This is a genomic window from Modicisalibacter sp. (assembly GCF_055145905.1).
The window spans coordinates 1-25,209 of record NZ_JBSREH010000026.1 but is presented as its reverse complement, the minus strand read 5'-3'; the positions used below and the strand labels follow the sequence as shown (position 1 = coordinate 25,209).

Sequence of the window (25,209 nt, the reverse complement as noted above, 5' to 3'; positions counted from 1 at the left end):
TCAGGCATGCGGCAGCCAGGCGAGGCGCGCCGCCAGCAGGGCCGTGGAAGCCAGCAGCAGGAGTAGCCACGGCGGGCGTGGCGGCCGGCACTCGGCAAAGCGGTGGTAGCTCAGGCGCACGAGGGCGCAGACCACCAGCCCCAGCAGCGCACCGCCGACCAGGTCGCTGACCCAGTGTACGCCGATGACCAGACGTGACAGGGCCATGGGTACGCAGATCAGCACCGCCAGCCAGTAGGCCGAGGCCCGGTAGCGCGGTGGCAGGGCGTCGGCGACGAAGGCCGCGGCGAGGCCGTAGAGCACTACGGCGGTCGAGGTATGCGCGCTGGGATAGGAGAACGAGCCGGCCAGATAGTCGGGGATGTCCGGCCGCACGCGCCCTGCCAGATGCTTGAACAGCGTGTTGGCCAGGGCGATGCCGCCCAGGGCGGCGAACCAGTGCAGCCCGAGGGCGACGAGCCGCCGCCCGGCCATCCAGATCAGCCAGGGGGCGACCAGGGCGATGACGCCGTAGGTATCGCCGATTCTGGCCATGATATCGGCCAGCCGGACGAGCAGCGGGTGCTGAAGATCGGCGAGCAGGGCCTGCAGCTGCTGATCCATGGGCAGCGGGCCGTCCTGGTTGAGCACCCACAGTGTCCACCCCGAAAGGGTGGCCAGGCTGGTCAGCAACAGCAGCAGCGAGGCCAGTGGCACACCGTGATCGGCGCTCGAGGGCGTCAGGGCGTCCCACAGCCGGCGCCCGCCCGGGTGGCGACCGGCGAAGGCGGCCAGGCGGCGGTAGGTCCAGCCGTCGTGATCGAGCTGTCGGCGCAGCAGCGAGAAGGCCACCAGTAACCCGACTACCAGCACTGCCAGCAGGATCAGCCAGCGCCGGCTGTCGTGAGGCAGGGCCAGCAGTTGCTGCCAGGTGCGGCCCAGCAGATAGCCCGGCAGCACATAGACCGGCGCCCAGAGCAACGCCGAGCCGATGTTGGACCACAGGAAGGTCGCCGGGCGCATGTGCATCATGCCCGCGATCAGCGGCACTATCGGGCGTACCGGTCCCACGAAGCGTCCGATCAGCACCGAGAGCACGCCGTGGCGCTGGAAGAAGCGGGCGCCGCGGGACAGCCACTCCGGGTAGCGCCGGAACGGCCATAGCGTGGGAATGCGATCCCGGTAGCGGTAGCCCAGCAAGAAGCTCAGGCCGTCGCCGATGACGGCGCCGACAGCGGCGGCCAGCAGGGCCATGGTGATGGACAGCTCATGATGCCCCGCCAGGGAGGCGGCCGCGGTGATCAGGACCACCCCGGGCACCAGCAGACCGACCACGGCCAGCGACTCGATCAGGGCGATGAGCAGGAATATCAGATAGAGCCAGCCGGGGGAGGGGGTGAGCGACGAGATCCAGTCGGTTGCAGTCACGGGCTTGGTTCCAGAAGTTTCAGGCCGGCGGCCGTCAGGCGCTGTTCGAAGCGTTCGAGGGTATCGCCGGGCAGCAGGTGCTCGCCACGAATGCGGACCTGGATGGTCCCGGTTTCGGCGAAGACGTCGCGGTTCAGTGCCTGCAGGAGGCGCTCGCGAACGATCAGCGCGCCGGCCTCGCCGGTATCCGGCAGCAATAGCCAGAACAGCGAGACACGCTCCCGGCCGAGCAGGTCGTGCTGGCGACAGTTGGCCCTGATGGTGGTGCAGGCGCGATCGAGCAGCGCCTGAAGCAGGTGGCTGCCGAACTGCTCCTCGGCCATTTCCAGCTGGGGCAGATGGATTACCAGCACGGCCAGCGGGCACTTGAGGGCTCGGCCACGCTCCACTTCGGCCGCCAAGCGCAGGGTCAGGGCATGGTGCGACAGGGCCTGGCACTGGGCATCCGGCTGCTCGCTGGCCGGCGGCAGGAAACGGCGCTGCAGCGCCAGTCGGGCAGGCAGGGACAGCAGGCCGATCAGAGCCAGGTAGGCCAGTCCGGCTTGCCAGAGGGTGGCGGTCGGGAGGGCCAGCAGCAGCCAGACCGGCGTCAGCGACAGGTTGAGCAGGGCCGCCGGTGCCAATGGCAGCAGCAGAAAGGTCAGGGCCGGCGGCACGCCGAGCCAGAACCAGGCCTGGGCACCATGCTCCGCGAGTTCGGCGGCGGTCAGCAGATAACCGCTGATCAGCACCGCATAGGTCGCCATTCGCTGCAGCCCGGGGTTGACCAGGCGCACGAACAGCGCACCGGCCAGCAGCAGGGTCAACAGGGCCGGCAACAGGATCGCGTCATAATGCCCCATCAGGTAGTGCCAGAGAGCATGGGTGGCGATCAACAGCATGCCGCCGGTATACACGGCGAGAAACAGGCGCTCGTAGTCGCGCTGGCCGAATCCACGCATGGTCAGTGGGCTCCCGCGTCGGCAATCGGCTGCGTCTGGTGCGCGAGGGCCTGTATCTGGTCGGGCAGCGACAGCCCCGGCGTCAGCCCGGCCAGTCGCAGGTGGGCCCCGGCCGGCATGGCGGAGTACAGCTGCTCCAGGCGTTGGCCGGACTCCGCCGGAGTCCGGCTGATGAAAATGACGGCCAGGGTGCGGCGGTCGCACTGGTAAAGGGCTTCGTAGCGACGCGTGTGCCGGTCCAGCAGGCGCGCCAGCTCGGCAAGCTGTCCGGGACGCGCCTGAAGCAGGAGCAGGTCGGCGGAGGAGCCTTCGCGAGTGGTGCGCGCGATTTCGCGGGTCAGGTCGCGTTCCAGTTGTCGGCGTGAATGCACGGCAAGATCGGGCAGGGTCAGGGGGCGCCAGTCGTCGTTGCGCCGCGACGTCTGGAAAGCCACCGCCTGGCCGCAGGCCAACAGGCCCAGCGCGATCAGGACCAGGGCGGCGAGCAGGCGTGCCTCGGGCGTCAGCAACGGGTGTATCTGCCAGTAGCCGAGTGCCGCCAGCAGCACGACGACCAGGCGCATCGGCAGCGGCTGGGGCAGAGCGAGCACGCCGACCCAACCCCAGAGCCATATCGAATAGTGCTGCGGCGCCTCCAGCAGGGCCAGGCTCAGCAGGGCCGCGATCAGGGCCGGCAGCCACAGTTCGGCGACGCGCCAGTGGCCGTCGGCACGGTGCCAGAGCCACACCAGCCCCGGCGCCGCCAGCACCAGCCCCAGGCGCAGCGGCGTTTCCCGTGTACCCGCCGCCAGCAGCAGCAGGGTGGCGGCGGTGATCACGATCAGCCGGCGGTGGTCCCTTGCTTTGAACTTGCTCTCCATGGTGGCTTAGTATTGATCTCCTTTTCGAATAGCCGACACTGTACGATACCCGCCCCTCCGGCGACGACTCGTATGACACTTTTTCCTGAATCACGACGGCCGCCCGGCCTTCCGGGCCCGGCCCGGCGTGTCGATTATGGAGAGATTTCCGGGCATGTCACGACACTCAGCGATCACCGACGTGGAAACCTACATGCAGCAGCTGGGGCTCGCGGCGCGCCAGGCGAGCGTGGCTCTGCGGCGGCTGCCGACCGGGCGCAAGAATGCCGCGCTGCAGGCAATGGCGCGCCATGTCGAGGCGTCGCGAGATACGCTGCTGGCCGCTAACGCCCGTGATCTGGAGCGGGGACGTGCCGGCGGGCTCGATGCGGCGCTGCTCGATCGTCTGGCCCTCGACGACAAGCGCCTGGACGCCATGATCGATGGGCTCCATCAGGTGGCCGCACTACCCGACCCGGTCGGCGAGATCGACGGCCTGCGTGCCCGGCCCAGTGGCATTCAGGTCGGGCAGATGCGCGTGCCGCTGGGGGTGATCGGGATCATCTACGAGTCGCGGCCCAACGTGACGATGGAGGCCGCCAGCCTGTGCCTCAAGTCCGGCAACGCCTGCATCCTGCGCGGCGGCTCCGAGGCCAGCGAGAGCAACGCGGCGATCGCCGACTGCATTGCCGCCGGTCTGGCCGAGGCCGGGCTGCCGGAGTCGGCGGTGCAGGTGGTGGCGACCACCGACCGGGCCGCGGTGGGCCGGCTGATCGCCATGCCGGAGTATGTCGACGTGATCATTCCGCGCGGCGGCAAGTCGCTGATCGAGCGGGTGTCCCGGGAAGCGCGGGTGCCGGTGATCAAGCACCTCGATGGCGTCTGCCACGTCTATGTCGATGCCACGGCCGACCGGGACAAGGCCCTGGCCATCGCCGTCAATGCCAAGACGCAGCGCTACGGCACCTGCAACACCATGGAGACGCTGTTGATCGACGCGCCGGTGGCCGCCGAGCTGCTGCCGCGGCTGGCCGAAGCCTACGCGGCGCACGGCGTCGAGCTGCGCGGCTGCGAGCGCACGCGCAGCGTGCTGGCCGACGTGAGGCCGGCCGAGGAGGCCGACTGGCATGCCGAATACCTGGCGCCGGTGCTGGCGGTCCGTGTGGTCGAGGGGATCGACGAGGCGATCGCCCATATCGAGACCTACGGGTCCCACCACACCGATGCCATCGTCAGCGAGTCCTATTCGCTGGCGCGGCGCTTTTTGGCCGAGGTGGATTCCAGCTCGGTGATGGTCAATGCCTCGACCCGTTTCGCCGACGGCTTCGAGTACGGTCTCGGTGCGGAGATCGGCATCTCCACGGACAAGTTGCACGCGCGCGGCCCGGTGGGGCTCGAAGGGCTCACCACGCGCAAGTATGTGGTGCTCGGCGACGGCCAGATCCGTGAGTGAGGCGCCGGGCCGCCCCGCGCGCATCGCCATGCTGGGCGGCACCTTCGACCCCGTTCACGTCGGCCATCTGCGCAGTGCGGTGGAGTTGCACGAGGCCCTGGGGCTGGATCGGGTCCACATGATTCCGGCGCACGTGCCGCCGCATCGCTGCGCCCCTGGGGTCGACGCCGCGCAGCGCCTGGCGATGCTCGAGGCGGGCATCGGCGACACCCCGGGGCTGGTCGCCGATGATCGTGAGCTGCGCCGTCAGGGGCCGTCCTACAGCGGCGACACCCTGGCGTCCCTGCGCCGCGACTACGGCGTGCGGGCGCGGCTGGTCATGACGGTGGGCGTCGATGCCTTCCTCAAGCTACACCAGTGGCGCGACCCGCAGCGGCTGTTCGAGCTGGCGCACGTGGTGGTGATCGATCGCCCCGACCACCGGCATCTGCCGCCCGAGGCGCTGAGTCGCTTGATCGAGGGGCGCGAGGCGGCCAGCGCCGGCGAGCTGTTCGCCCGACCCGCCGGCGGTGTCTTGCGTCTGCGGCTGCCCAGCCGCATGGCGGTCTCGGCGACGGGCCTGCGCGAGCGGCTGGCCGAAGGCCGCAGCGTGCGCTATCTGCTGCCCCGGGCAGTGGAGGATTACATTCGTTCGCACGATCTTTACCGCTAGCGGGAACTGTCGGGGTAGAATGTCGTCTGACGAGACTGTTGCTTACGAGGAGCTATGCAGACCGACGCACTCAAGACCCTGGCGATCGATGCCCTGGAGGAACTCAAGGGGCAGGATATCGCCGAACTCGACGTCTCGGCGCTGACCAGCGTCACCGATGTCATGCTGGTGGCCAGCGGGACATCGTCCCGCCACGTGGCGGCGCTGGCCAACAACGTGGTCGAGAAGGCCAAGGAAGCCGGCGTGCGCCCTCTGGGGGTCGAGGGCAAGGCCGGCGACGAATGGATGCTGATCGACCTCGGCGATGTGGTGGTGCACGTGATGATGCCGGAAACCCGTCGACTCTACGATCTGGAGCGCCTGTGGGCCGACATGCCCGCCGACGTCGAGGAGCGGGTCGGCGGAGGGCGGGCGTGAAGGTACGCCTGATCGCCGTGGGCAACCGCATGCCCGACTGGGTCGAGCGCGGTGTCGACGAGTACCGCAAGCGACTGCCGCGGGATTTCGCGCTCGAGATCGTCGAGATCACTCCCGGGGCACGCGGCAAGAATGCCGACGTGGCCCGGGCCGTGGCGCTCGAGGGGCAGCGCATGCGCGATCGTCTGCGCGGCGACGAACTGACGGTCGCCCTGGAAGTCGGCGGCAAGGCCTGGTCCACCGAGTGGCTGGCCCGGGAAGCCGACGACTGGCGCCATTCCGGGCGCGATGTGGCGCTGCTGGTGGGTGGGCCGGACGGTCTCGAGCCGGGGCTGTCGGCGGCGGCCGACCAGCGCTGGTCGCTGTCTGCTCTCACCCTGCCGCATCCCATGGTGCGCCTAATCCTCGCCGAGCAGCTCTATCGGGCATGGACGCTCCTGGTTGGTCATCCCTATCACCGCTGACGACGTACCGATGTCACCACGTAGTAGCCATCATCGCCGACACCGAGCGCGTGCCACCTCGCCATGCCTGACGTCATCCGCGGTTCGCGATGCGTAAACGTCGCGATGCGCTGAAGAATCCCGAGCAGGAGCTGCGCGTCTTCCGCAACCGCTCGTTGCTGGCGGCGGCACTGGTGGTGCTGATGTCCGGCGCGCTGGTGGCGCGGCTGGTCTATCTTCAGGTCGTCCAGCACGAGGTCTACACCACGCGCTCCGAGGACAATCGGGTGCGTGTCGAGCCGCTGCCGCCGACCCGCGGGCTGATCTATGACCGCACCGGGCGGCTGGTGGCCGAGAATCGCCCCACCTACAACCTGACCATCGTCCCCGAGCGGGTCGATGATCTGGACGCCACGCTCGAGCTGCTGGTCGATATCCTGGATCTTCCGCCCGAAAAGGCCGAGATCTTTCACGAACGGGCCTACCAGCGGCAGCGTCCCTACCAGCCGGCATTGCTGATGAGCGAGCTGGATGAACGGCAGATCGCGCGGCTGGCCGTCAATCGCTATCGTCTTCCGGGGGTCGAGGTCGAGGCGCAGCTGCTGCGCTACTACCCCGACCCGAAGATCATGTCCCATGTGCTCGGCTACGTGGGGCGCATCAATGCCGAGGAACTTCGCGCGCTGGATGGCGGCGAGTATGCCGGCACCCATTTCATCGGCAAGACCGGGGTGGAGAAGCAGTACGAATCGGTCCTGCACGGCAAGGCCGGCTTGCGCCAGGTCGAGGCCAACGCGCGGGGGCGGGTGGTCAAGGAGATCGGGCGCACCGATCCGGTGCCCGGCAAGGATATCGTGCTGACCATCGACGAGCGCCTGCAGCAGCTGGCCTACGATCTGCTGGACGGCCGGCGTGGGGCGATCGTCGCCATCCAGCCCAAGACCGGCGACATCCTCGCCATGGCGTCGTCGCCGGGCTTCGACTCCAACCTGTTCGTCACCGGCATCAGCCGCAAGGATTACCGCGCCCTGCGCAACGACCTCGACCTGCCGCTCTACAACCGGGCGGCGCGCGGCCAGTATCCGCCGGCCTCGACGGTCAAGCCCTACATGGCGCTGGCCGGTCTGGCCAATGAGGTGATCTCACCCGACAAGACGATCTTCGACCCCGGGTACTACAAGCTGCCGGGCTTCGACCGGCGTTATCACAACTGGCTGCGCTGGGGGCATGGGCGTGTCGACATGCGCCGGGCCATCGAGGTGTCCAACGACACCTACTTCTATCGCCTGGCCCATGAGCTGGGTATCGATCGGTTGTCGGCCTTCATGCACCGCTTCGGCTTCGGCGAGGATACCAGCTACGACGTCTACGGCGCCTCGAAGGGGCTGATGCCGTCAAGGGAGTGGAAGCGCGAGCGCAAGGGGCAGGTGTGGTTCCCCGGCGAGACCCTTTCGGTCGGCATCGGCCAGGGGTACTGGCTGGCCACGCCGCTGCAGATGGCCACGGCGCTGTCGGTACTCGCCAATCGCGGCAAGTGGGTAACGCCGCACCTGGCCAAGCGGATCGGCGACGAGCCGGTCAAGCCGCCGCCCGCCAAGCCCGATATCGAGCTCGACGACAAGTGGTGGGATCTGGTCCGCGACGCCATGGGGCGGGTGATGAGCGGCAGCGAGGGCACCGCGCGGCGTGTCGGTGCCGGGCTCGAGTACCGCATGGCCGGCAAGTCGGGCACGGCGCAGGTCTTCACGCTGGACAACGATGAGCGCTACAACGCCGACGAGCTCGAGAATCGCCTGCACGACCACGCCCTGTTCACCGCCTTTGCGCCGATCGACGACCCGCAGATCGCGGTGGCCGTGGTGGTGGAAAACGCCGGCGGCGGCAGCTCCCATGCCGCGCCGCTGGCGCGGGCGATCACCGATGCCTGGCTGCTGCCCGACGACAACGCGTTGGACAAGGCCGCGGCGGAAATCCGCGAGCGAGGGACCCATGCGACTCCGTGATTCGGCCCTTCTTCACTATCCGCGCAACGCCCGCGTCAAGCGTCGGGTGACGCTGTGGACGCGTATTCATCTCGATCCCTGGCTATGTGCCTTTCTGCTGCTGCTGCTGGGCGGTGGGCTGGTGGTGCTCTACAGCGCCAGCGGTCAGCGCCTATCGGTGGTGGAAGCCCAGGCGATGCGCCTCGGGGTGGCGCTCACGGCGATGGTGGTCGTGGCCCAGTTCTCGCCGAAGACGCTGTGTCGCTGGTCGCCGGTGGCCTACGGGGCCGGGCTGCTGATGCTGATCGCCGTCGAGCTGATGGGGGATATCGGCATGGGCGCGCAGCGCTGGCTGGTGATTCCCGGAGTGATCCGCTTCCAGCCCTCCGAACTGATGAAGGTGGCGATGCCGATGATGATCGCCGCCTACCTCCATCGCCGGGCGCTGCCGCCGAGCCTGCCGGACCTGCTGGTGTGCGCCGTGATCATCGCCGTCCCGGTACTGCTGATCGCCCGGCAGCCCGATCTGGGGACTTCGCTGCTGGTAGCGGCCTCGGGCGTGTTCGTGGTGCTGCTGGCTGGTATCTCCTGGCGCATCGTCGCCGTGCTGGGCGCACTGGCCGGATCGGCGCTGCCGCTGCTGTGGATGAACATGCACGACTACCAGCGTCAGCGCGTGCTGACCTTCCTGAACCCGGAAAGCGATCCGCTGGGTTCGGGCTGGAACATCATCCAGTCGACCACGGCCATCGGCAGCGGCGGCATTTTCGGCAAGGGCTGGACGATGGGCACCCAGTCGCAGCTGGAGTTTCTGCCCGAGCGCCACACCGATTTCATCGTCGCGGTACTCGGCGAGGAGCTGGGATTGATCGGTATGCTGGCTTTCCTGACCCTCTATCTGCTGATCGTCGGCCGTGGCCTGGTGATGGCGAACCAGGCGCACGACACCTTCGGTCGGCTGGTCGGCGGCAGCCTCATCCTGACCTTTTTCATCTATGTGTTCGTCAACATCGGCATGGTCAGCGGCATTCTGCCGATCGTCGGCGTGCCGCTGCCGCTGGTCAGCTACGGCGGGACCTCCAGCGTGACGTTGCTGACCGGCTTCGGTATTCTCATGGCGATTCACGGGCACCGGCGGCTGTTGCCGCGCTGATTTGCGATCCCCGCGGGGATGTCCATCGGCCAACAGGGAGATTCGACGACAATGAGGAAGTGGCTGGAGCGTCGACAACGCGCGCTGCGGGCAGGCGTACTGGGCGGCCTGGGTCTGCTGGCGGCCCTGCCGGCGGTGGGCGCCGACGAGACATTCGATCCGGGCACGCACCCGGCCGTCGCGCGCTGGGTCGATGCTCAGGTGGCCTCCGGCGCCGATCGTGGCTGGCTGGAAAAGGCCCTGAAGCAGGCGGCGTATCGCCAGGGCGTGCTCGACGCGATGTCGAAGGCGCCCGAGCGCCATCTGCGCTGGGACGAGTATCGTGACATCTTCATTCAGCCGGAACGCATCCAGGCGGGTGCCGACTTCGTGCGCGCCCATCGCGATGCCTTCGAGCGGGCCCGCAAGACCTACGGCGTCGCGCCCGAGGTGATTGCCGCGATCATCGGCGTGGAAACCTACTATGGACGCCATACGGGCAGCCATCGCGTGCTCGATTCGCTGGCCACGCTGGCCTTTCGCCACCCGTCGCGGGGTGAGTTCTTCCGCGGCGAGCTGGCCGCCTTCTTGACCATCACCCGCGAGCAGGCGGTCGACCCGGGTTCGCTGGAGGGTTCCTATGCCGGGGCGATGGGCTATCCCCAGTTCATTCCCACCAGCTATCAGGCCTATGCCGTGGACTTCGATGACGACGGCAAGCGGGATCTGTGGCATGACCCCGTCGACGCCATCGGCAGTGTCGGCAACTACTTCGCCCGGCATGGCTGGCAGGCGGGAGCGCCGATCGTCGGCGAGGCGACGGGGCCGGCCACACCGCCCAACGATATCGCCTTCAACCGCACCAAGCCGCCCTATGAGCGTGTCGATGCGCTGGCCGCCGCCGGCATCCGGGCACAGGGTTCTAGCCTGGCGGCGAGTCGCCGGGTGATTCCGCTGGCGCTCGAGGTGGCCGACGGCGAGACCCGTTACCGCCTCGGCTACCGCAATTTCTACGTCATTACTCGCTACAACCACAGCCACCTCTATGCCATGGCGGTGGCCACCCTGGCCGAGCGCATTCGCGAGGCGCTGGAGGCGTCGGCATGAAACGTGCGTGGTGGCTGCCGGCGGCGCTGGTCGCGTTGCTCATCCTGGCCGGTTGTGCCGGTGACGGAGGGCGGCGGGACGGCGGCCGCTATGCCATGCGCGATGATGCCTATCCCGACAGCCCGCCCGATGTCACGCAGGTCCCGGACGCCGTGCCCCGGGTCGAGCCGCGGGCCAAGAGTGGCAATCGGCCGACCTACCGGGTCTGGGGCAAGACCTATCACGTGCTCTCCGATCCGCGAGGTTACGCGGCGGAAGGCACGGCCTCCTGGTACGGCAAGAAATTCCAGGGGTATGACACCGCCAGCGGCGAGCCCTACGACATGTACAAGATGTCGGCGGCGCATCGGACCCTGCCGTTGCCGACCTATGCGCAGGTCACCAATCTCGATAATGGTCGTACGGTGATCGTCAGAGTCAACGATCGCGGACCGTTCAAGGGCAATCGCCTGATCGATCTGTCCTATGCGGCGGCGGCCCGTCTGGGTATCCTGCGCAACGGAACCGGCAAAGTGCGGGTCGAGGCGATCGACCCTGTCGCCTGGCAGGCCGAGTATCGTCAGAATGGCGCGGACAAGGCCTTGGCGAGTGGCGAAACGTCGCCGGGAAAAGGGCCTGCGGAGCGTCCGGAAGAGACTCGACTCAAGGCGCCGGATGCACCGGTTCGTGCGGGTGGTGACGTCGCCAAGGCGCTGCCGGCCGCTGGCCAGCCCCAGCCCGTCGCCGAGCCGGTGCAGGCCAGCGCAGCATCGCGGATCTATCTGCAAGTGGCGGCGCTCAGTTCGGCGGCTAGCGCCGAACGGCTCAAGTCACGATTGCAGCAGCAACTGGCGCGACCGGTGCGCATCGCTCGCGATGATCGCCTGTACCGGGTCCAGGTTGGCCCGGTCGCCAATCAATCGGCGCTCAAGCGCCTGCGCAGCGAACTGCGTAAGGCGGGTTATGCGCAAGCCTTTTCGGTGAGCGCTGGGCGTTGAAGCCGCTTTACCATTACTCTCCGTCGAATCAAACCACGAGAAACATCGTATGAGATTGCCCGCTTTACCGACACCGTCCTGGCATTGGCTGACTGCCGCCGTCACTGTATTGTTCATCGCGGCCCAGCCCGCCCAGGCTCAGGACGCGGCGCCTCAGCCTGATCCGGCTCCCCAGCCCGATTCGGCGCTGCAGCAGACGCTGCCGGAGCCGATGATCCCCTCGCCGCCGACCCTCAGTGCCTCGTCATGGATTCTGATCGATGCCAACAGCGGCGAGGTGCTGGCCGAACAGAATGCCGACAAGCGGCTGCCGCCAGCCAGTCTGACCAAGATGATGACGGCCTACATCGTCGAGAAGGAGATCGACGACGGCAATATCAACGATCAGGATCTGGTCACGATCAGCAAGAAGGCCTGGCAGACCGGCGGCTCACGAATGTTCATCCGCGAAGGGACTCAGGTCAGCGTAGAAGACTTGCTGCGCGGCGTGGTCATTCAGTCGGGCAATGATGCCAGTGTCGCGCTGGCCGAGTACATCGCCGGCTCTGAGTCGGCCTTCGCCGAGCTGATGAACCAGCAGGCGCAACGCCTCGGGCTCCAGAACAGCCAGTTCGCCAACGCCACCGGCCTGCCAAGTCCCGGACACTATTCGTCGGCACGGGACCTGGCGACCCTCGCCAAGCACATCATTCAGGACTATCCGGAGCATTACCAGATCTACTCGGAGAAGTACTTCACCTACAACGGTATTCGTCAACCCAATCGCAACCGCCTGCTGTGGCGCGACGCGTCGGTCGATGGCCTCAAGACCGGGCATACCGAAGAGGCCGGATACTGTCTGGTGTCTTCCGCCAAGCAGGACGACATGCGGCTGATTTCCGTGGTGATGGGCACCAAGTCCGACGAGGCCCGCGCCCAGGAGTCGCAGAAACTGCTCAGCTACGGCTTCCGCTTCTTCGACACCTTCAAGCTCTACCAGCGGGGTGCCGTACTCAATCAGCCGCGTATCTGGGGCGGGGCGAGCGATGCCCTCAAGCTGGGTGTGACCCAGGACATCTACCTGACCGTGCCGCAGGGCCGGCGTGATGAAATGACCGCCAAGCTGAACATTCCGGAGACCATCAAGGCGCCGGTACAGGCCGGTCAGCAGCTGGGCACGCTGCAGGTCAAGCTGGGTGGCAAGGTGATCCGCGAGCAGCCGCTGGTGGCGCTGCAGAGCGTGGAGCAGGGCGGCTTCTTCAAGCGTATCTGGGATTCGATCGTGCTGTTCGTGACCGGCCTGTTCTGAGGCCACCCGCGCCCGGCGGTGGTCGATCGCCGGCCGCCATGCCTGGCCTGTGTACCGGTCGACCTTGGTCGGCCGGTACAGGTTGCGTAGAATACTCGGAAATGGCTTTCACCGAGTGACCCTCATGAACGACAAATCCCTGCGCGACCTGCGGGTCGAGACGCCGACCTCCGGGGTCGAGCGGCCTCGGGTCGAGTTCCCCTGTGACTATCCCATTAAGATCGTCGGCGATGCCGCGCCGGACTTCGAGCAAGTCGTGATCGAGATCGTCGAGCAGCATGCCCCGGGCGTCGATCGCACCACCATCAATGCCGTGGACAGCCGCAACGGGCGCTTTCGCTCCGTTCGCGTGACCATCACCGCGACCGGCCATGACCAGCTCGAGGCGCTGTTCGCCTCGCTGAAGGCGACCGGCCGTGTGCACATGGTGGTGTGATGACGAGCGACAGCGGCCGTCTGCCGGTTCAGGTGCAGCGCCTCGGGCGGCGCGACTATCTGCCCGTCTGGCAGGCGATGCGCGAGCTCACCGACCAGCGTGACGCCGACACGCCCGACCAGTTCTGGCTCGTCGAGCATGATCCGGTGTTCACCCAGGGGCAGGCCGGCAAGCCCGAGCACCTGTTGATGCCCGGCGATATCCCGGTGGTAGCCACCGATCGCGGCGGTCAGGTGACCTATCACGGCCCCGGTCAGGTCGTGCTCTACCCGCTACTCGATGTGCGGCGTGCCGGCCTGGGCGTGCGCGATCTGGTGACGGCGCTGGAGAACGCGGTCGTCGCCCTGCTGGCGGGGTACGGCGTGACGGCAAAGGCACGCCCCGATGCCCCGGGGGTCTACGTGGGCGAGGCCAAGATCGCTTCGCTGGGGCTGCGTATCCGTCGCGGGTGCAGCTTTCACGGCGTGGCCCTCAACGTCGATGGGGACCTGTCGCCCTTCCTGCGCATCAATCCCTGCGGGTATGCCGGCATGGCGATGACGCGGCTTGCCGATCTGATCGATGACTGCCCGGATGTCGATACGGTGGCCGGGCGCTTGGCCGAGTGTCTGGCCCGTGAGCTGGGTCGTGAGCTAATCCTGGCCGAGGCATAGCCTGTGCGGGAAAAGCGGGCATGAAAAACCCGGCGGCCTTTACAGGCTGCCGGGTTTTTTCATGCGTGGGGGCGGCGCTCAGCCGACGTTGACGGCGTCGATGCGGTTCGGATCGGAGGACTGCCCGGGCACCTCGGCGGGGGCTGCCAGGCCCAGGTTGTTCTTCTCGAACACCCGATCCGCTCGATAGCTGGAACGCACCAGCGGACCCGAGGGCACTTCCATGAAACCCTTTTCCAGCCCCAGCACCCGGTAGCGTTCGAACTCCTCGGGGGTGACCCAGCGCTCCACCGGCAGGTGGTTGCGCGTCGGCTGCAGGTACTGCCCCAATGTCACGATATCGACGCCGATGGCCCGCAGGTCATCGAAGGTCTGCAGGATCTCTTCCTCGGTTTCGCCCAAGCCCAGCATCAGGCTGGTCTTGGTGATCACCTCGGGGCGGTGACGCTTGGCGTGAGCGAGGACGTCGAGGGTCTTGCGATAGCCGGCGCGCGGGTCGCGCACACGCTGGGTCAGCCGTTCCACGGTCTCGACGTTCTGGGCGAACACTTCGAGGCCGGAGTCGACGACCTGTTCGATGGCGCTGGGCGTGCCGTCGAAGTCCGGGGTCAGCGCTTCCACGGCGACCTCGGGGGTGCGTGCCTTGATGGCCCGGATGCACGCGGCGTAGTGGCTGGCGCCCCCGTCCGGCAGGTCATCGCGGTCCACCGAGGTGAGGACCACGTAGCGTAGCCCCATCAGCTCCACCGACTTGGCGGTGTTGGCCGGTTCCTCGGCATCGAGCCAGCCGCGCGGGTTGCCGGTGTCGACGGCGCAGAAACGGCAGGCCCGGGTGCACACCGAGCCCATCAGCATGATGGTGGCGGTGCCGTTGCTCCAGCATTCGCCCATGTTGGGGCAGTGCGACTCGGCGCAGACGGTGCTCAGCCGGTGTTCGGCGACGTTGCGCTTCACGGCGTCGAAACGCCCGCCGCCGGGAATCTGGGCGCGCAGCCACTGGGGCTTGCGCCCGCCGACGCCACCGCCTTCGCTCTGGTTGCGAGACTTCATGCCATCCTTGATGGCGGCGATGCCGTGATCGTTGCGGTATTTCTTGCCGCTGGTGACGCGCTGGGAGGGGGTGTCGCTCATGGTTCTTGAGCCTCTCTGCAAGCCGGCCGCTGGCGCCGGAACGCCGGCACTGCCGCGGGGGCATGGGCGCTGCGCCGAATGGCGGTTCCGGGCGGCCGGGCATGACGGATGATGCGTGGATCGATGGCCTCAACATACCACACGAGGCCCGGTTCTGGACAGCGAGCGCCGGCCTGGCCAGGGCTATTGCCGATAGCTGAAACATGGCTCGGGCTGAGCCGGCGGCAGGCTTGCGAGGAGGCGCTGTAGACCCTTCCCTGGGCGCTACCGATGCCATCCCTGGCATCGGACCTCCCCTCCAGTCTGCCCCCGGCGCCCTCGTCGAAGCCAACTGCGATTGCCCTGCCGGCGCGGCGCTCAGGCGTCGACCATCGGCAGGCACACGAAGCTGGGCCCGGGGGCGGGCTCGATCGGTGCCTTGAAATGGGCGTTGAGCTCCGGCAGCAGTTCGCGCACGAAACGCATGAACAGCTCGGTGACCGGGGTCGGGTAGCGGTCCTTGGGGTAGACCGTGCACCAGGAGCGCTTGAGCGGAAAGCCGGGCAGGTCGGGGGAGGCGAGCAGCCCCGAGGCCAGCTCGAGCTGAACCGCCAGGCGCGGCAGCACCGCCACGCCGAGATGGGCCATCACGCCCTGCTTGATCGCCTCGTTGGTGCCCATTTCCAGCGTGTGCGCCAGGGAGACACGCTCGCGCGCGACGAACTCCTCGAAGGCGGTGCGCGTGCCGGAGCCGGGTTCGCGCATCAGCACGTAATGGCGCGTGAAGTCTTCCAGCGTGGGCTGCGTGGCGGTGAGCAAGGGATGCCCGGGCCAGACGATGGGAATCATCTCGTTGTCGAGAATCGGCATGAAGGCCAGGTTGGCGTCGTCGGGCACCATGCCCATGATCACCAGGTCGTCGCGTCGCTCGGCGAGACGCTCCAGTGCCTGACCGCGATTGCACACCCGCAGTCGGATGTGGACTTCCGGATAGCGGGCACGGAAACGCGCCAGGATGTGCGGCACCACATACTGGGCGGTGGAGACTGCCGTGAGATTGAGCTCGCCGCGGATCGTGCCGGCCAGTTCGGACAGTTCCATCTGCAGGCTCGAGACCTGGCCGAAGATCGACTGCACGGTGGCCGCCAGAGCGTCGGCGGCGGGCAGCACGTGCAGGGTCTTGCCGGCGTACTTGAACAGCGGCTGCTCGAGAGCCTGTTCCAGCTGACGGATCTGGGCGCTGACCGCGGGCTGGGTGAGCCCCAGTTGCTCGGCCGCGCGCGAATAGGATTGCTGGCGGTGAACGGCCTGAAAGACCTGAAGCTGGCGAAAGGTCAGTCTGTTGAGCAGGTGCGGGCGCGACATGGTGGTTTCCGTTACAGGTATAAGCGCTACCTTATAGGTTGGCAAAAAAATATCAATTTTTCTATTGGTGTTTGCCCGGGGTAGCGTAAAAGCCACACCCAACACGGCCGAGGCAACGGACAAGCCACCCTTGAGTTTTTCGCATGCCCGTCGTGGACGCAACCCTGGAGGACAGCCTGTGTTCCGGAAACTGTTGATCGCCAACCGCGGCGAGATTGCCGTACGGATCGTGCGCGCCTGTGCCGAAATGGGGATCCGTTCCGTCGCCATCTATACTGAGCCGGATCGCTTCGCGCTGCATGTCAAGCGCGCCGACGAGGCCCACTTCGTCGGCGACGACCCCCTGGCGGGCTATCTCGACCCGCGCCGCATCGTCGACCTGGCCCGCGAGACGGGCTGTGACGCCATTCATCCCGGCTACGGCTTCCTGTCCGAGAATGCCGACCTGGCGCGCATCTGCGCCGAGGCAGGGATCGCCTTCGTCGGCCCGGATGCCGCGGTGATCGCGCGGATGGGCGACAAGACCGCGGCGCGTTCGGCGATGCGCGAGGCCGGGGTGCCGGTGACGCCCGGTTCGGAGGGCAACCTGGAAAGCTGCGAGGCGGCGCTCGCCCTGGCCGACGAGATCGGCTACCCGGTGATGCTCAAGGCCACCTCGGGTGGCGGCGGGCGCGGCATCCGTCGCTGCGACGATGCCCGGCAGCTCGAACAGGCCTGGGAGCGGGTGATCTCCGAAGCCACCAAGGCCTTCGGCAGCGCCGACGTGTTCATGGAGAAGTGTGTGGTCGAGCCGCACCACATCGAGGTGCAGATCCTCGCCGACCGCCACGGCCACGTCATTCACCTGTTCGAGCGCGACTGCTCGATCCAGCGCCGCAACCAGAAGCTCATCGAGATTGCCCCCAGCCCGCAGCTGACCCCCGAGCAGCGCGCCTATGTCGGCGAGCTGGCGGTGCGCGCCGCCAAGGCGGTGGGCTACGAGAACGCCGGCACCGTGGAGTTCCTCGTCAAGGGCAACGAGATCTACTTCATGGAGATGAACACCCGGGTTCAGGTGGAGCACACCATTACCGAGGCGATCACCGGGGTCGACATCGTCCGCGAGCAGATCCGCATCGCCGCGGGGCTCAAGCTGGCCTTCCGTCAGGAGGACATCCATCACCACGGCTACGCGATCCAGTTCCGCATCAACGCCGAGGACCCCCGCAACGACTTCCTGCCGTCGTTCGGCCGCATCACCCGCTACTACGCGCCCGGCGGCCCCGGGGTGCGCACCGACACGGCGATTTATACCGGCTACACGATTCCGCCGTATTTCGACTCGATGTGCCTGAAGCTGATCGTCTGGGGGCTGACCTGGGAGGAAACCCTGAACCGGGGCATCCGCGCGCTCAACGACATGCGCCTGCAGGGGGTCAAGACCACCGCGCCTTATTACCAGGAAATCCTGCGCCATCCCGACTTCCGCAGCGGCGAGTTCGATACCGGTTTTGTCCCGGCCCATCCCGAACTGCTCAACTACTCGGTGAAGCGCAACCCCGAAGAGGTTGCGCTGGCCATCGCCGCCGCCATCGCCGCCCACGCCGGACTATAAGGAGAGATTCATGAGCCCGAAGCAACCCGACCGGGTCCACGTCACCGACGTCGTGCTGCGTGACGGTCACCAGTCACTGATCGCCACTCGCATGCGTACCGAGGACATGCTGCCGATCTGTCCGCAGCTGGACGCCATCGGCTTTCACTCCCTCGAGGTCTGGGGCGGGGCGACCTTCGACGCCTGCGTGCGCTTTCTCAAGGAGGACCCCTGGGAGCGGCTGCGCGCACTGAAGGACGCGCTGCCCAACACGCCGCTGCAGATGCTGCTGCGCGGCCAGAACCTGCTGGGCTACCGTCATTATGCCGACGACGTGGTGGAGCGCTTCGTCGCCCGATCCGCGGAAAACGGCATCGACATCTTCCGGGTGTTCGACGCGCTCAATGACCTTCGCAACCTCGAGACCGCAATGCGCGCGGTCAAGGCCAGCGGCAAGCACGCCCAAGGTACGCTGTGCTACACGGTCAGTCCGGTGCACACCCTGGCGATGTACGTCGACCAGGCCCGGCGGCTGGTCGAGATGGGTGCCGATTCCATCGCCATCAAGGACATGGCCGGGCTGCTCACGCCGTATGCCGCCGAGGAGCTGGTCGCCGCGCTGAGCGAGGCCGTCGACGTGCCCATCCAGTTGCACGCGCATGCCACCTCCGGACTCTCGGCGCTGTGCCAGCTCAAGGCGGTCGAGGCCGGCTGCCGGCACATCGACACCTGCAACTCGGCTTTCGCCGGCGGCACCAGCCATCCTTCCACCGAATCGATGGTCGCCGCCCTGCAGGGGACCGGCTATGACACCGGACTGGATCTGGAGGCGCTCAAGGAGGTGGGCGACTACTTCCGCGAGGTGCGCAAGAAGTACGCTGCCTTCGAGAGCGAGTTCACCCGCGAGGATGTCTCGGTACAGATCAACCAGGTGCCGGGCGGCATGATGTCCAATCTCGCCAACCAGCTCAAGGAACAGAACGCGCTGGGCAAGATTCGCGAGGTGTTTGCCGAGATTCCGCGAGTGCGTGCCGACCTCGGCTACCCGCCGCTGGTCACGCCGACCTCGCAGATCGTCGGCACCCAGGCGGTGATGAACGTGCTGACCGGCGAGCGCTACAAGACCATCACCAACGAGGTCAAGCGCTACCTGCTGGGCGGCTATGGCCATCCGCCGGCCGAGGTCAACGAGACCGTTCGTCGGCAGGCCATCGGCAACGAGCCGGTCGAGGAGGGGCGTCCGGCCGACAGCCTGTCGCCCGAGATGACGCGCCTGACCGGCGAGATCGGCGAGCTGGCCGAAAGCGAAGAGGATGTGCTGACCTTCGCCATGTTCCCCGACCTGGGACGCGACTACCTGCAGGGTCGCCGCGACGGCACCCTGGCGCCCGAACCGCTGCCCAGCGCCGAGCCGGCCAAGCGACCGGTGACCGAGGGCGTGCCCACCGAGTTCGTCATCGACGTGCACGGCGAGTCCTACGAAGTGCAGATCACCGGGGTGGGGCGCACCGGCGGCAAGCGCCAGGTCTACCTGACCCTGGACGGCATGCCCGAGGAAGTGGTCTTCGAGGCCAAGGACGATTATGTCGGCGGCGGCGAGTCGGGGCGTGCCAAGGCCTCCGCGCCCGGTCACGTGACCACCTCGATGCCCGGCAACATCGTCGACGTGCTGGTCGCGGCGGGCGACCGCGTCGAGGAAGGGCAGGCCGTGCTGATCACCGAGGCGATGAAGATGGAAACCGAGGTGCATGCCCGGGTCGCCGGCAGCGTCAAGGCCGTGCACGTGTCGCGCGGCGATCGTGTCACGCCCGGCGAGGTACTGATCGAGATCGAGTGACGTGGCATGCTCGTCACCCCTTGGTTGCCCGGCATCAATGCCGGGCTTTTTCGTCTCTGGCGGCTATCACCTATGCTGACAGCATCTTCAGGCGGATCGGGAGCGTGTCATGAACGCCAGAGGAGTGCTCGAGGAGTTGATGCAGCAGGCCGGCAGTCGAGGCAGGCGGGGCCCGGATCCACGCCGGCTGGTGCCCGGCAGCGCCCTGGGAATTCTGCTGGGGTCCCATCGCGGGCGCCGTGCCGGCCGCAAGGCGGTCAAGTATGGGGCCCTGGCCGGACTGGGGATGCTGGCCTGGCGCGCCTGGCAGTCGCACCAGGCCGAGCGGGAATCCCCCGAGCCGACCGTGCCCGACGACGGCGAGCCACTGGAGCAGTTGCAGGGCGAGGCCCGCGAGGCCCGCAGCATGGCGCTGCTCAAGGCGATGATCGCCGCCGCCCGCGCCGACGGCCATATCGATGCCGCCGAGCGCACTCAGCTGGTCGAGCAGATCAATGCGCTGGGTGCCGACCCACCGTTGCTGGCCTGGGTGGACGAGCAACTCCAGGCGCCGCTGGATGCCGAACAGCTGGCGATGGACGCTGATTCTCCCCAGGCGGCGCGTGAAATGTACCTGGCCAGCGTTGCCATCATCGACGTGCAGAACCCGATGGAGCGGGCCTGGCTCGATCAGCTTGCTGCCTCGCTGGGGTTGGGAGGCGACGTGATCGAGGCGCTCGAGGCCAGGACCGTGAACGGCGGCTGAGGCCGTCCGGGCATGATGGCCCCGCACGCCGTGCGGGGTGAAAAACGTATCTTCATCGACGCGAAGGAGAGAATCATCATGGATGACAGGCAGGCGAAGGATGAGCTGAGCCGCTGGCTCGATCGTTGCTGTGGTCAGGCGTGCAGGCTGGATGCGCGCAGCGTGCTGACCGGGGGTGTGCTGGGGCTGCTGTTGAGCAGCCGCCATGGCCGCAGCGCCCTGGGCAAGGCCGTCAAGTACGGTGCCGTGGCCGGACTGGGCGCCCTGGCATGGCGCGAACGGCAGCGCGGCACCGCCACGGCGCCCGGCGCGTCGACGCCGGGCGGCTCAGCGGAGCGTGACACGTCGGCCGGCGCCGACGAGCCGCCCGAGGTCTTCGAGTCGCCCTCGGGCGAGCCGCCGGCAGCCCCGCCGCGCGGCGAGGGTCCGCCGTCCGCCTGAGCGGAAGGGCGGTTGTTCAGTCACGATTCGGCGTGGCGCTGATCCGGTGCAATGCCAGGTCGGCGCCCTCGAATTCCTGCTCTTCGCTGAGACGGATACCCACCAGCCGCTTCAGTCCGCCGTAGACGATGCCGCCGGCGACGACCGCCAGCAGGATGCCGCCCAGCGTGCCGATGAGCTGCGAGGCCAGGCTGACCCCACCCAGCCCGCCCAGCCAGGTCTGGCCGAACAGGCCCGCGGCGATGCCGCCCCAGGCGCCGCAGATGCCGTGCAGCGGCCATACGCCCAGCACGTCGTCGATGCGCCAGCGATTCTGGGTGAGTGTGAACAGGGACACGAACAGGGCCCCGGCCACCACTCCCGTCACCAGGGCGCCGATCGGGTGCATCAGGTCCGAGCCGGCGCAGACCGCCACCAGCCCGGCCAGCGGCCCGTTGTGGATGAAGCCCGGGTCGTTGCGGCCCAGCGCCATGGCCGCCAGGATGCCGCCGACCATCGCCATCAGCGAATTGACGGCGACCAGGCCGCTGATGCCGTCGAGGGTCTGCGCGGACATGACGTTGAAGCCGAACCAGCCCACCGTCAGGGTCCAGGCGCCCAGGGCCAGGAAGGGGATGCTCGACGGCGGGTGGGCGGCCACCGCGCCATGGCGAGGGTAGCGGCCACGCCTTGCCCCCAGTGCCAGTACCGCCATCAGCGCGATCCAGCCGCCGAAGCCGTGCACCACCATGGAGCCGGCGAAGTCGTGGAAGGGGCGGCCGAAGGTCTGGGTCAGCCAGTTCTGGATACCGGCGTTGCCGTTCCAGACGATGCCCTCGTAGAACGGATAGGCCAGCCCGACCAGCAGCAGCGTGGCGGTGAACTGGGGGTAGAAGCGGGCCCGCTCGGCGATACCGCCGGAGATGATCGCCGGTATGGCCGCAGCGAAGGTCAGTAGGAAGAAGAACTTGACCAGGCCGTAGCCGTGGTCGGCCGACAGGGTCTGGGCGCTGACGAAGAAGCCCGAGCCATAGGCGATGAAATGGCCGATCGTGAAGTAGGCCACGGTCGAGGCGGCGAAGTCGGTAATGATCTTGACCAGGGCGTTGACCTGATTCTTGGCGCGTACCGTACCGACTTCGAGAAAGGCGAAGCCGGCGTGCATGGCCAGTACCATGCAGGAACCGAGGAGCAGGAACAGGACGTCGGAGCTGGAAGGCGTGTCGGTCATGGCGTGTCGTGTCGTTATGTGGGTTCCTGGTGCACGTCGCGGGGCTGATCGCGGGCGCCGTGCATTTGGTAAGCACGATACATGCCAATCCTGTTTCCATTTAAAAACAGCGGGTTGTTGTCAGGCCTCACCAGAACGATGCTTTCCATGCACTGGTTTGGTGCTCTGGGACTGCGGGAGTGCACCATAAGAGTGCCTTGCGCGGCGCCGGCTGCGCCTGAAATGCGCATGAATTTGCAGAGCCGGTGGGCTGTATCGACGGCGGGGGAAGCGTATGCTTATCTTGCAGTGCAGCACTCACTTCCGGAGTCGACCCATGTTTCCCGTCAATGCCTCGCTTGCCACGTCACTGACCGCCCTGTGGGACCCCCTGGGGCTGGGCCAGGCCGCCGTCGACTACTGGCGAGACACCCTCGAGCGCAGCGTGCTCTACCTGGATGTCATGCGCCAGCGGGGCAATCAGTATCTCGAGCACATGGAGCAGACGCGCCCCTCGGTGCTGGGTTTCGAGGCGGAGCTGCTGATCGACGGCCGGACGCTGGCGCGGCCGGTCAACTACGAACTGCTGCGCATCCTGCCCCCGGAGGGGGTCGAGATCGACGAGGACCAGCGTCCCTTCGTGGTGATCGACCCGCGTGCCGGACACGGGCCAGGGATCGGCGGCTTCAAGCCGGACAGCGAGATCGGCGTGGCCCTGCGAGCCGGGCACCCCTGCTACTTCATCGGCTTTCTGCCGTTTCCCGTGCCCGGCCAGACCGTCGAGGACGTGGTCGAGGCGGAAATCCAGTTCCTGCGTGCCGTCATCGAGCGGCATCCGCAGACCACGGAACGCCCCATGGTGGTCGGCAACTGCCAGGCCGGCTGGCAGATCATGATGGCGGCCGCCCTGGAGCCTGCCTGCTTCGGACCGATCCTCATCGCCGGTGCGCCGCTGTCCTACTGGGCGGGCGAACGCGGCAAGGCACCTATGCGCTACACCGGCGGCATGAGCGGTGGCAGCTGGGTCACGGCCCTGGCCAGCGACCTGGGGGCCGGCAACTTCGACGGCGCCTGGCTGGTGCAGAACTTCGAGAAGCTCAACCCGGCCAACACCCTGTGGAGCAAGCAGTATCGCCTGTTTGCCAACATCGACAGCGAGGCCGAGCGCTATCTGGAGTTCGAGCGCTGGTGGGGCGGGCACGTGGTGCTGGCCGGCGAGGAGATTCAGTACATCGTCGACAACCTGTTCGTCGGCAACCGCCTGAGTACCGCGCAGCTGCTCACCCGCGACGGCCGGCGCATCGACCTGCGCAACATCCGCTCGCCGATCGTGGTGTTCTGTTCTCGCGGTGATGACATCACGCCACCGCCCCAGGCGCTGGGCTGGATTTCCGACCTCTACGACAGTGCCGACGATATCCGGGCCAACGAGCAGACCATCGTCTACTGCATTCACGACACCACCGGCCATCTGGGCATCTTCGTTTCGGGCAGTGTCTCGCGCAAGGAGCATGCCGAGTTCACCGCCAACATGGACTACATCGACATCCTGCCGCCGGGCCTGTACGAGACCCAGGTCACCGAGCGCCCGACATCGGCTACCGGAGGCGTCGACGGCGACTACCTGCTCGAGTTCACGCCGCGGGAGCTCGACGATGTCGAGGCCGTGGTCCAGCCGCTGCACGAGGACGAGCGGCGCTTTGCCACCGTGGCGCGCCTCTCCGAGATCAACCTGGGGCTCTATCAGCGCTATCTGCGGCCGTGGATACGCACCTGGATGACCCCGGAAGGCGCACGCTGGATGCGCCGCATGCATCCGATCCGCCTGGGCTACAAGCTGCTGTCGGATCGCAACCCGGCGACGGTGCCTCTGCCGGTCCTGGCCGATACCGTGCGTGCCAATCGTGCCCCGGTGGGTGACGACAACCCCTGGCGAGTCGCCGAGCAGGTCATGTCCGACAACATCGTGCGTGGGCTCGATGCCTACCGGGACATGCGCGATCGCGCCATCGAATGGACATTCCTGGAAGTCTATGGGCAACCCTGGCTGCAGATTCTGGCCGGGCTGGGGGGCGACCGGGGCGAGGTGCCCAATCGTCGTCCCGGTCGCGAGCCGGAGCATCGGCGCTTCATCGCCCAGCGGCGAGCGGAATTGCGCGCCAAGGTGGATCAGGGGAGCAGCCATGATGCCGTGGTCCGCGCCATCATCTTCGTGCTGGGTGGCGCGCCATCAACCGACGAGCGCAACTTCCAGCGCCTGAAGGCGACGCGCGCCGAGGTCGAACCGGGCACCGACCTGGCGCATTTCAAGTCGGTGGTCCGCGAGCAGTTCTTCGTGCTCAAGCTCGACGCGGTGGCCGCGCTCGAGGCCTTGCCGTCACTACTGGAGGGGGATGTCGTCGAGACCATCGACCAGCAGCTGGCCCACGTCGAACATGTCGTGGCGGCCAGCGCGCCGCTGTCGGCCAGCAGTCAGGCGCGGCTGGAGCGGGTGAGGGCCCTGTTCGGCACGGCGCGTGAAACCGCGATGGAACGGGAGAAGGCGCGCGCGAAGCCGGAGCTGCCGCGCGCCTGACGCGATCGTCAGTCCCGGGTGCGCGAGGCGATCCACTCGCCGGCATCCGGAATGCTGGCGTCGTAATTTTCCGCCACGTAGGGCGAGCTGATCATGAAGTCTGCGCTCGCCGCGTTGCAGGCGACCGGCACGTTCCACAGCGCCGCCAGGCGCAGCAGGGCCTTGACGTCCGGGTCGTGAGGCATTGGCGAGAACGGGTCCCAGAAGAAAATCAGCAGGTCGAGGCGCTGCTCGGTGATGCGGGCTCCGATCTGCTGGTCCCCGCCCAGCGGGCCGCTCATCAGCCCTTCCACCGGCAGCCCCAGCGTGTCGGCGACGCGCCTGGCCGTGGTGCCGGTGCCCAGTAGTTCGTGGGCGGCCAGCGTGGCCTGCCAGCGTCTGGCCCAGGCCAGCAGTTCCTCCTTCTTGCCGTCGTGAGCGATCAGCGCGATGCGCTTGCGCTCGGGCAGCGTGCGCCGAACGTCCCGGGCGGGGCGCTGCACGCTCATGACGTCGCTTCCATATCGAGAATCTTCATGGTGTTGGTGCCGCCGTGGGCGTTCATGTGATCGCCGCGGGTGAGGATGACGTGATCGCCGCTGTCGGCGATGCCGCGCTCGCGCAGCAGGTTCAGGGCCCGGGCGTCGAGGTCCTCGGCGGGGATGTCG

Annotated in this window: 24 protein-coding genes; 16 read left to right on the top strand and 8 right to left on the bottom strand. The window is 67.4% G+C overall.

Features of this window, described 5'->3' with window-relative positions:
* From ACTCB7_RS09155 to ACTCB7_RS09145, 3 genes are read right to left on the bottom strand one after another with little or no spacing between them, the layout of a single operon-like run.
* Positions 1-1,407 (bottom strand): bifunctional DedA family/phosphatase PAP2 family protein, encoded by a 1,407-nt coding sequence (locus tag ACTCB7_RS09155; protein ID WP_463006417.1) that lies wholly within the window; start codon positions 1,405-1,407, stop codon positions 1-3.
* Positions 1,404-2,348 (bottom strand): diguanylate cyclase domain-containing protein, encoded by a 945-nt coding sequence (locus ACTCB7_RS09150; RefSeq protein ID WP_463006416.1) that lies wholly within the window; start codon positions 2,346-2,348, stop codon positions 1,404-1,406. The genes ACTCB7_RS09155 and ACTCB7_RS09150 overlap by 4 nt, the downstream gene beginning before the upstream one ends.
* 2 nt (positions 2,349-2,350) lie before the next feature.
* A complete protein-coding gene (locus ACTCB7_RS09145) occupies positions 2,351-3,208 on the bottom strand; it encodes a hypothetical protein (RefSeq protein WP_463006415.1) in 858 nt (285 codons plus the stop codon).
* Positions 3,209-3,362: 154 nt separating this feature from the next.
* Here ACTCB7_RS09145 and ACTCB7_RS09140 point away from each other — a divergent pair, with 154 nt between their 5' ends.
* The 11 genes from ACTCB7_RS09140 (at position 3,363) to lipB (ending at position 13,727) form a co-directional block, all read left to right on the top strand.
* A complete protein-coding gene (locus ACTCB7_RS09140; protein WP_463006414.1) occupies positions 3,363-4,640 on the top strand; it encodes a glutamate-5-semialdehyde dehydrogenase in 1,278 nt (425 codons plus the stop codon).
* Complete coding sequence (gene nadD / locus ACTCB7_RS09135) at positions 4,633-5,292, top strand: nicotinate-nucleotide adenylyltransferase (RefSeq protein WP_463006413.1); 660 nt, start codon at positions 4,633-4,635, stop codon at positions 5,290-5,292. The genes ACTCB7_RS09140 and nadD overlap by 8 nt, the downstream gene beginning before the upstream one ends.
* Positions 5,293-5,346: 54 nt before the next feature.
* Entirely contained in the window at positions 5,347-5,709 is a 363-nt protein-coding gene (gene rsfS / locus ACTCB7_RS09130; RefSeq protein WP_463006412.1) for a ribosome silencing factor, read from the top strand.
* Positions 5,706-6,173, top strand: a complete 468-nt coding sequence (gene rlmH, locus ACTCB7_RS09125) for a 23S rRNA (pseudouridine(1915)-N(3))-methyltransferase RlmH (protein ID WP_224414570.1) — start codon at positions 5,706-5,708, stop codon at positions 6,171-6,173. Before rsfS ends, rlmH begins: the two co-directional genes overlap by 4 nt.
* 89 nt (positions 6,174-6,262) lie before the next feature.
* Positions 6,263-8,155, top strand: coding sequence for a penicillin-binding protein 2 (mrdA, locus tag ACTCB7_RS09120; protein WP_463006411.1), 1,893 nt, complete (start codon positions 6,263-6,265; stop codon positions 8,153-8,155).
* On the top strand, positions 8,142-9,287 hold the full coding sequence (gene rodA / locus ACTCB7_RS09115; RefSeq protein ID WP_463006410.1) for a rod shape-determining protein RodA: 1,146 nt from the start codon (positions 8,142-8,144) through the stop codon (positions 9,285-9,287). The genes mrdA and rodA overlap by 14 nt, the downstream gene beginning before the upstream one ends.
* Positions 9,288-9,338: 51 nt before the next feature.
* Positions 9,339-10,373 (top strand): lytic murein transglycosylase B, encoded by a 1,035-nt coding sequence (gene mltB, locus ACTCB7_RS09110; protein ID WP_463006409.1) that lies wholly within the window; start codon positions 9,339-9,341, stop codon positions 10,371-10,373.
* Positions 10,370-11,350 (top strand): septal ring lytic transglycosylase RlpA family protein, encoded by a 981-nt coding sequence (locus tag ACTCB7_RS09105; RefSeq protein WP_463006408.1) that lies wholly within the window; start codon positions 10,370-10,372, stop codon positions 11,348-11,350. The genes mltB and ACTCB7_RS09105 overlap by 4 nt, the downstream gene beginning before the upstream one ends.
* Before the next feature lie 49 nt (positions 11,351-11,399).
* Entirely contained in the window at positions 11,400-12,638 is a 1,239-nt protein-coding gene (locus tag ACTCB7_RS09100) for a D-alanyl-D-alanine carboxypeptidase family protein (protein WP_463006407.1), read from the top strand.
* 124 nt (positions 12,639-12,762) lie between these two features.
* Positions 12,763-13,074 (top strand): HP0495 family protein, encoded by a 312-nt coding sequence (locus ACTCB7_RS09095; RefSeq protein ID WP_163649072.1) that lies wholly within the window; start codon positions 12,763-12,765, stop codon positions 13,072-13,074.
* On the top strand, positions 13,074-13,727 hold the full coding sequence (gene lipB, locus ACTCB7_RS09090; protein WP_163649070.1) for a lipoyl(octanoyl) transferase LipB: 654 nt from the start codon (positions 13,074-13,076) through the stop codon (positions 13,725-13,727). Before ACTCB7_RS09095 ends, lipB begins: the two co-directional genes overlap by 1 nt.
* A 78-nt stretch (positions 13,728-13,805) precedes the next feature.
* On the opposite strand, the gene lipA is transcribed toward lipB, so the two are convergent.
* Complete coding sequence (lipA, locus tag ACTCB7_RS09085; protein ID WP_463006406.1) at positions 13,806-14,858, bottom strand: lipoyl synthase; 1,053 nt, start codon at positions 14,856-14,858, stop codon at positions 13,806-13,808.
* A 357-nt stretch (positions 14,859-15,215) separates the two neighbouring features.
* A complete protein-coding gene (locus ACTCB7_RS09080; protein WP_224414578.1) occupies positions 15,216-16,202 on the bottom strand; it encodes a LysR family transcriptional regulator in 987 nt (328 codons plus the stop codon).
* Positions 16,203-16,380: 178 nt separating this feature from the next.
* Between ACTCB7_RS09080 and ACTCB7_RS09075 the strand changes: the two genes are divergently transcribed.
* The 4 genes from ACTCB7_RS09075 to ACTCB7_RS09060 all read left to right on the top strand — a co-directional run bounded on the left by ACTCB7_RS09075 (position 16,381) and on the right by ACTCB7_RS09060 (position 20,798).
* Positions 16,381-17,796, top strand: coding sequence for an acetyl-CoA carboxylase biotin carboxylase subunit (locus tag ACTCB7_RS09075; RefSeq protein WP_224414579.1), 1,416 nt, complete (start codon positions 16,381-16,383; stop codon positions 17,794-17,796).
* Between the two features lie 10 nt (positions 17,797-17,806).
* A complete protein-coding gene (oadA, locus tag ACTCB7_RS09070; RefSeq protein ID WP_224414580.1) occupies positions 17,807-19,612 on the top strand; it encodes a sodium-extruding oxaloacetate decarboxylase subunit alpha in 1,806 nt (601 codons plus the stop codon).
* A 109-nt stretch (positions 19,613-19,721) separates the two neighbouring features.
* Positions 19,722-20,357, top strand: a complete 636-nt coding sequence (locus ACTCB7_RS09065) for a tellurite resistance TerB family protein (protein ID WP_224414581.1) — start codon at positions 19,722-19,724, stop codon at positions 20,355-20,357.
* Between the two features lie 78 nt (positions 20,358-20,435).
* Positions 20,436-20,798 carry a DUF533 domain-containing protein gene (locus ACTCB7_RS09060; protein WP_224414582.1) on the top strand — a complete coding sequence of 121 codons (363 nt, stop codon included), beginning with the start codon at positions 20,436-20,438 and terminating at the stop codon, positions 20,796-20,798.
* 16 nt (positions 20,799-20,814) lie between these two features.
* Here the strand turns inward: ACTCB7_RS09060 and ACTCB7_RS09055 are convergent, their stop codons facing one another.
* The gene (locus ACTCB7_RS09055) at positions 20,815-22,008 is read right to left on the bottom strand and encodes an ammonium transporter (RefSeq protein ID WP_224414583.1); all 1,194 of its coding nucleotides are present in this window, start codon (positions 22,006-22,008) and stop codon (positions 20,815-20,817) included.
* 316 nt (positions 22,009-22,324) lie between these two features.
* Between ACTCB7_RS09055 and ACTCB7_RS09050 the strand changes: the two genes are divergently transcribed.
* Positions 22,325-24,562, top strand: a complete 2,238-nt coding sequence (locus ACTCB7_RS09050) for a DUF3141 domain-containing protein (RefSeq protein WP_463006405.1) — start codon at positions 22,325-22,327, stop codon at positions 24,560-24,562.
* An 8-nt stretch (positions 24,563-24,570) separates the two neighbouring features.
* Here the strand turns inward: ACTCB7_RS09050 and ACTCB7_RS09045 are convergent, their stop codons facing one another.
* Both ACTCB7_RS09045 and ACTCB7_RS09040 read right to left on the bottom strand, forming a co-directional pair.
* Positions 24,571-25,050 carry a methylglyoxal synthase gene (locus ACTCB7_RS09045; RefSeq protein WP_463006404.1) on the bottom strand — a complete coding sequence of 160 codons (480 nt, stop codon included), beginning with the start codon at positions 25,048-25,050 and terminating at the stop codon, positions 24,571-24,573.
* On the bottom strand, positions 25,047-25,209 hold a 163-nt coding region (locus ACTCB7_RS09040), incomplete at its 5' end, for a pyruvate kinase alpha/beta domain-containing protein (protein WP_463006452.1). The genes ACTCB7_RS09045 and ACTCB7_RS09040, both read right to left, overlap by 4 nt.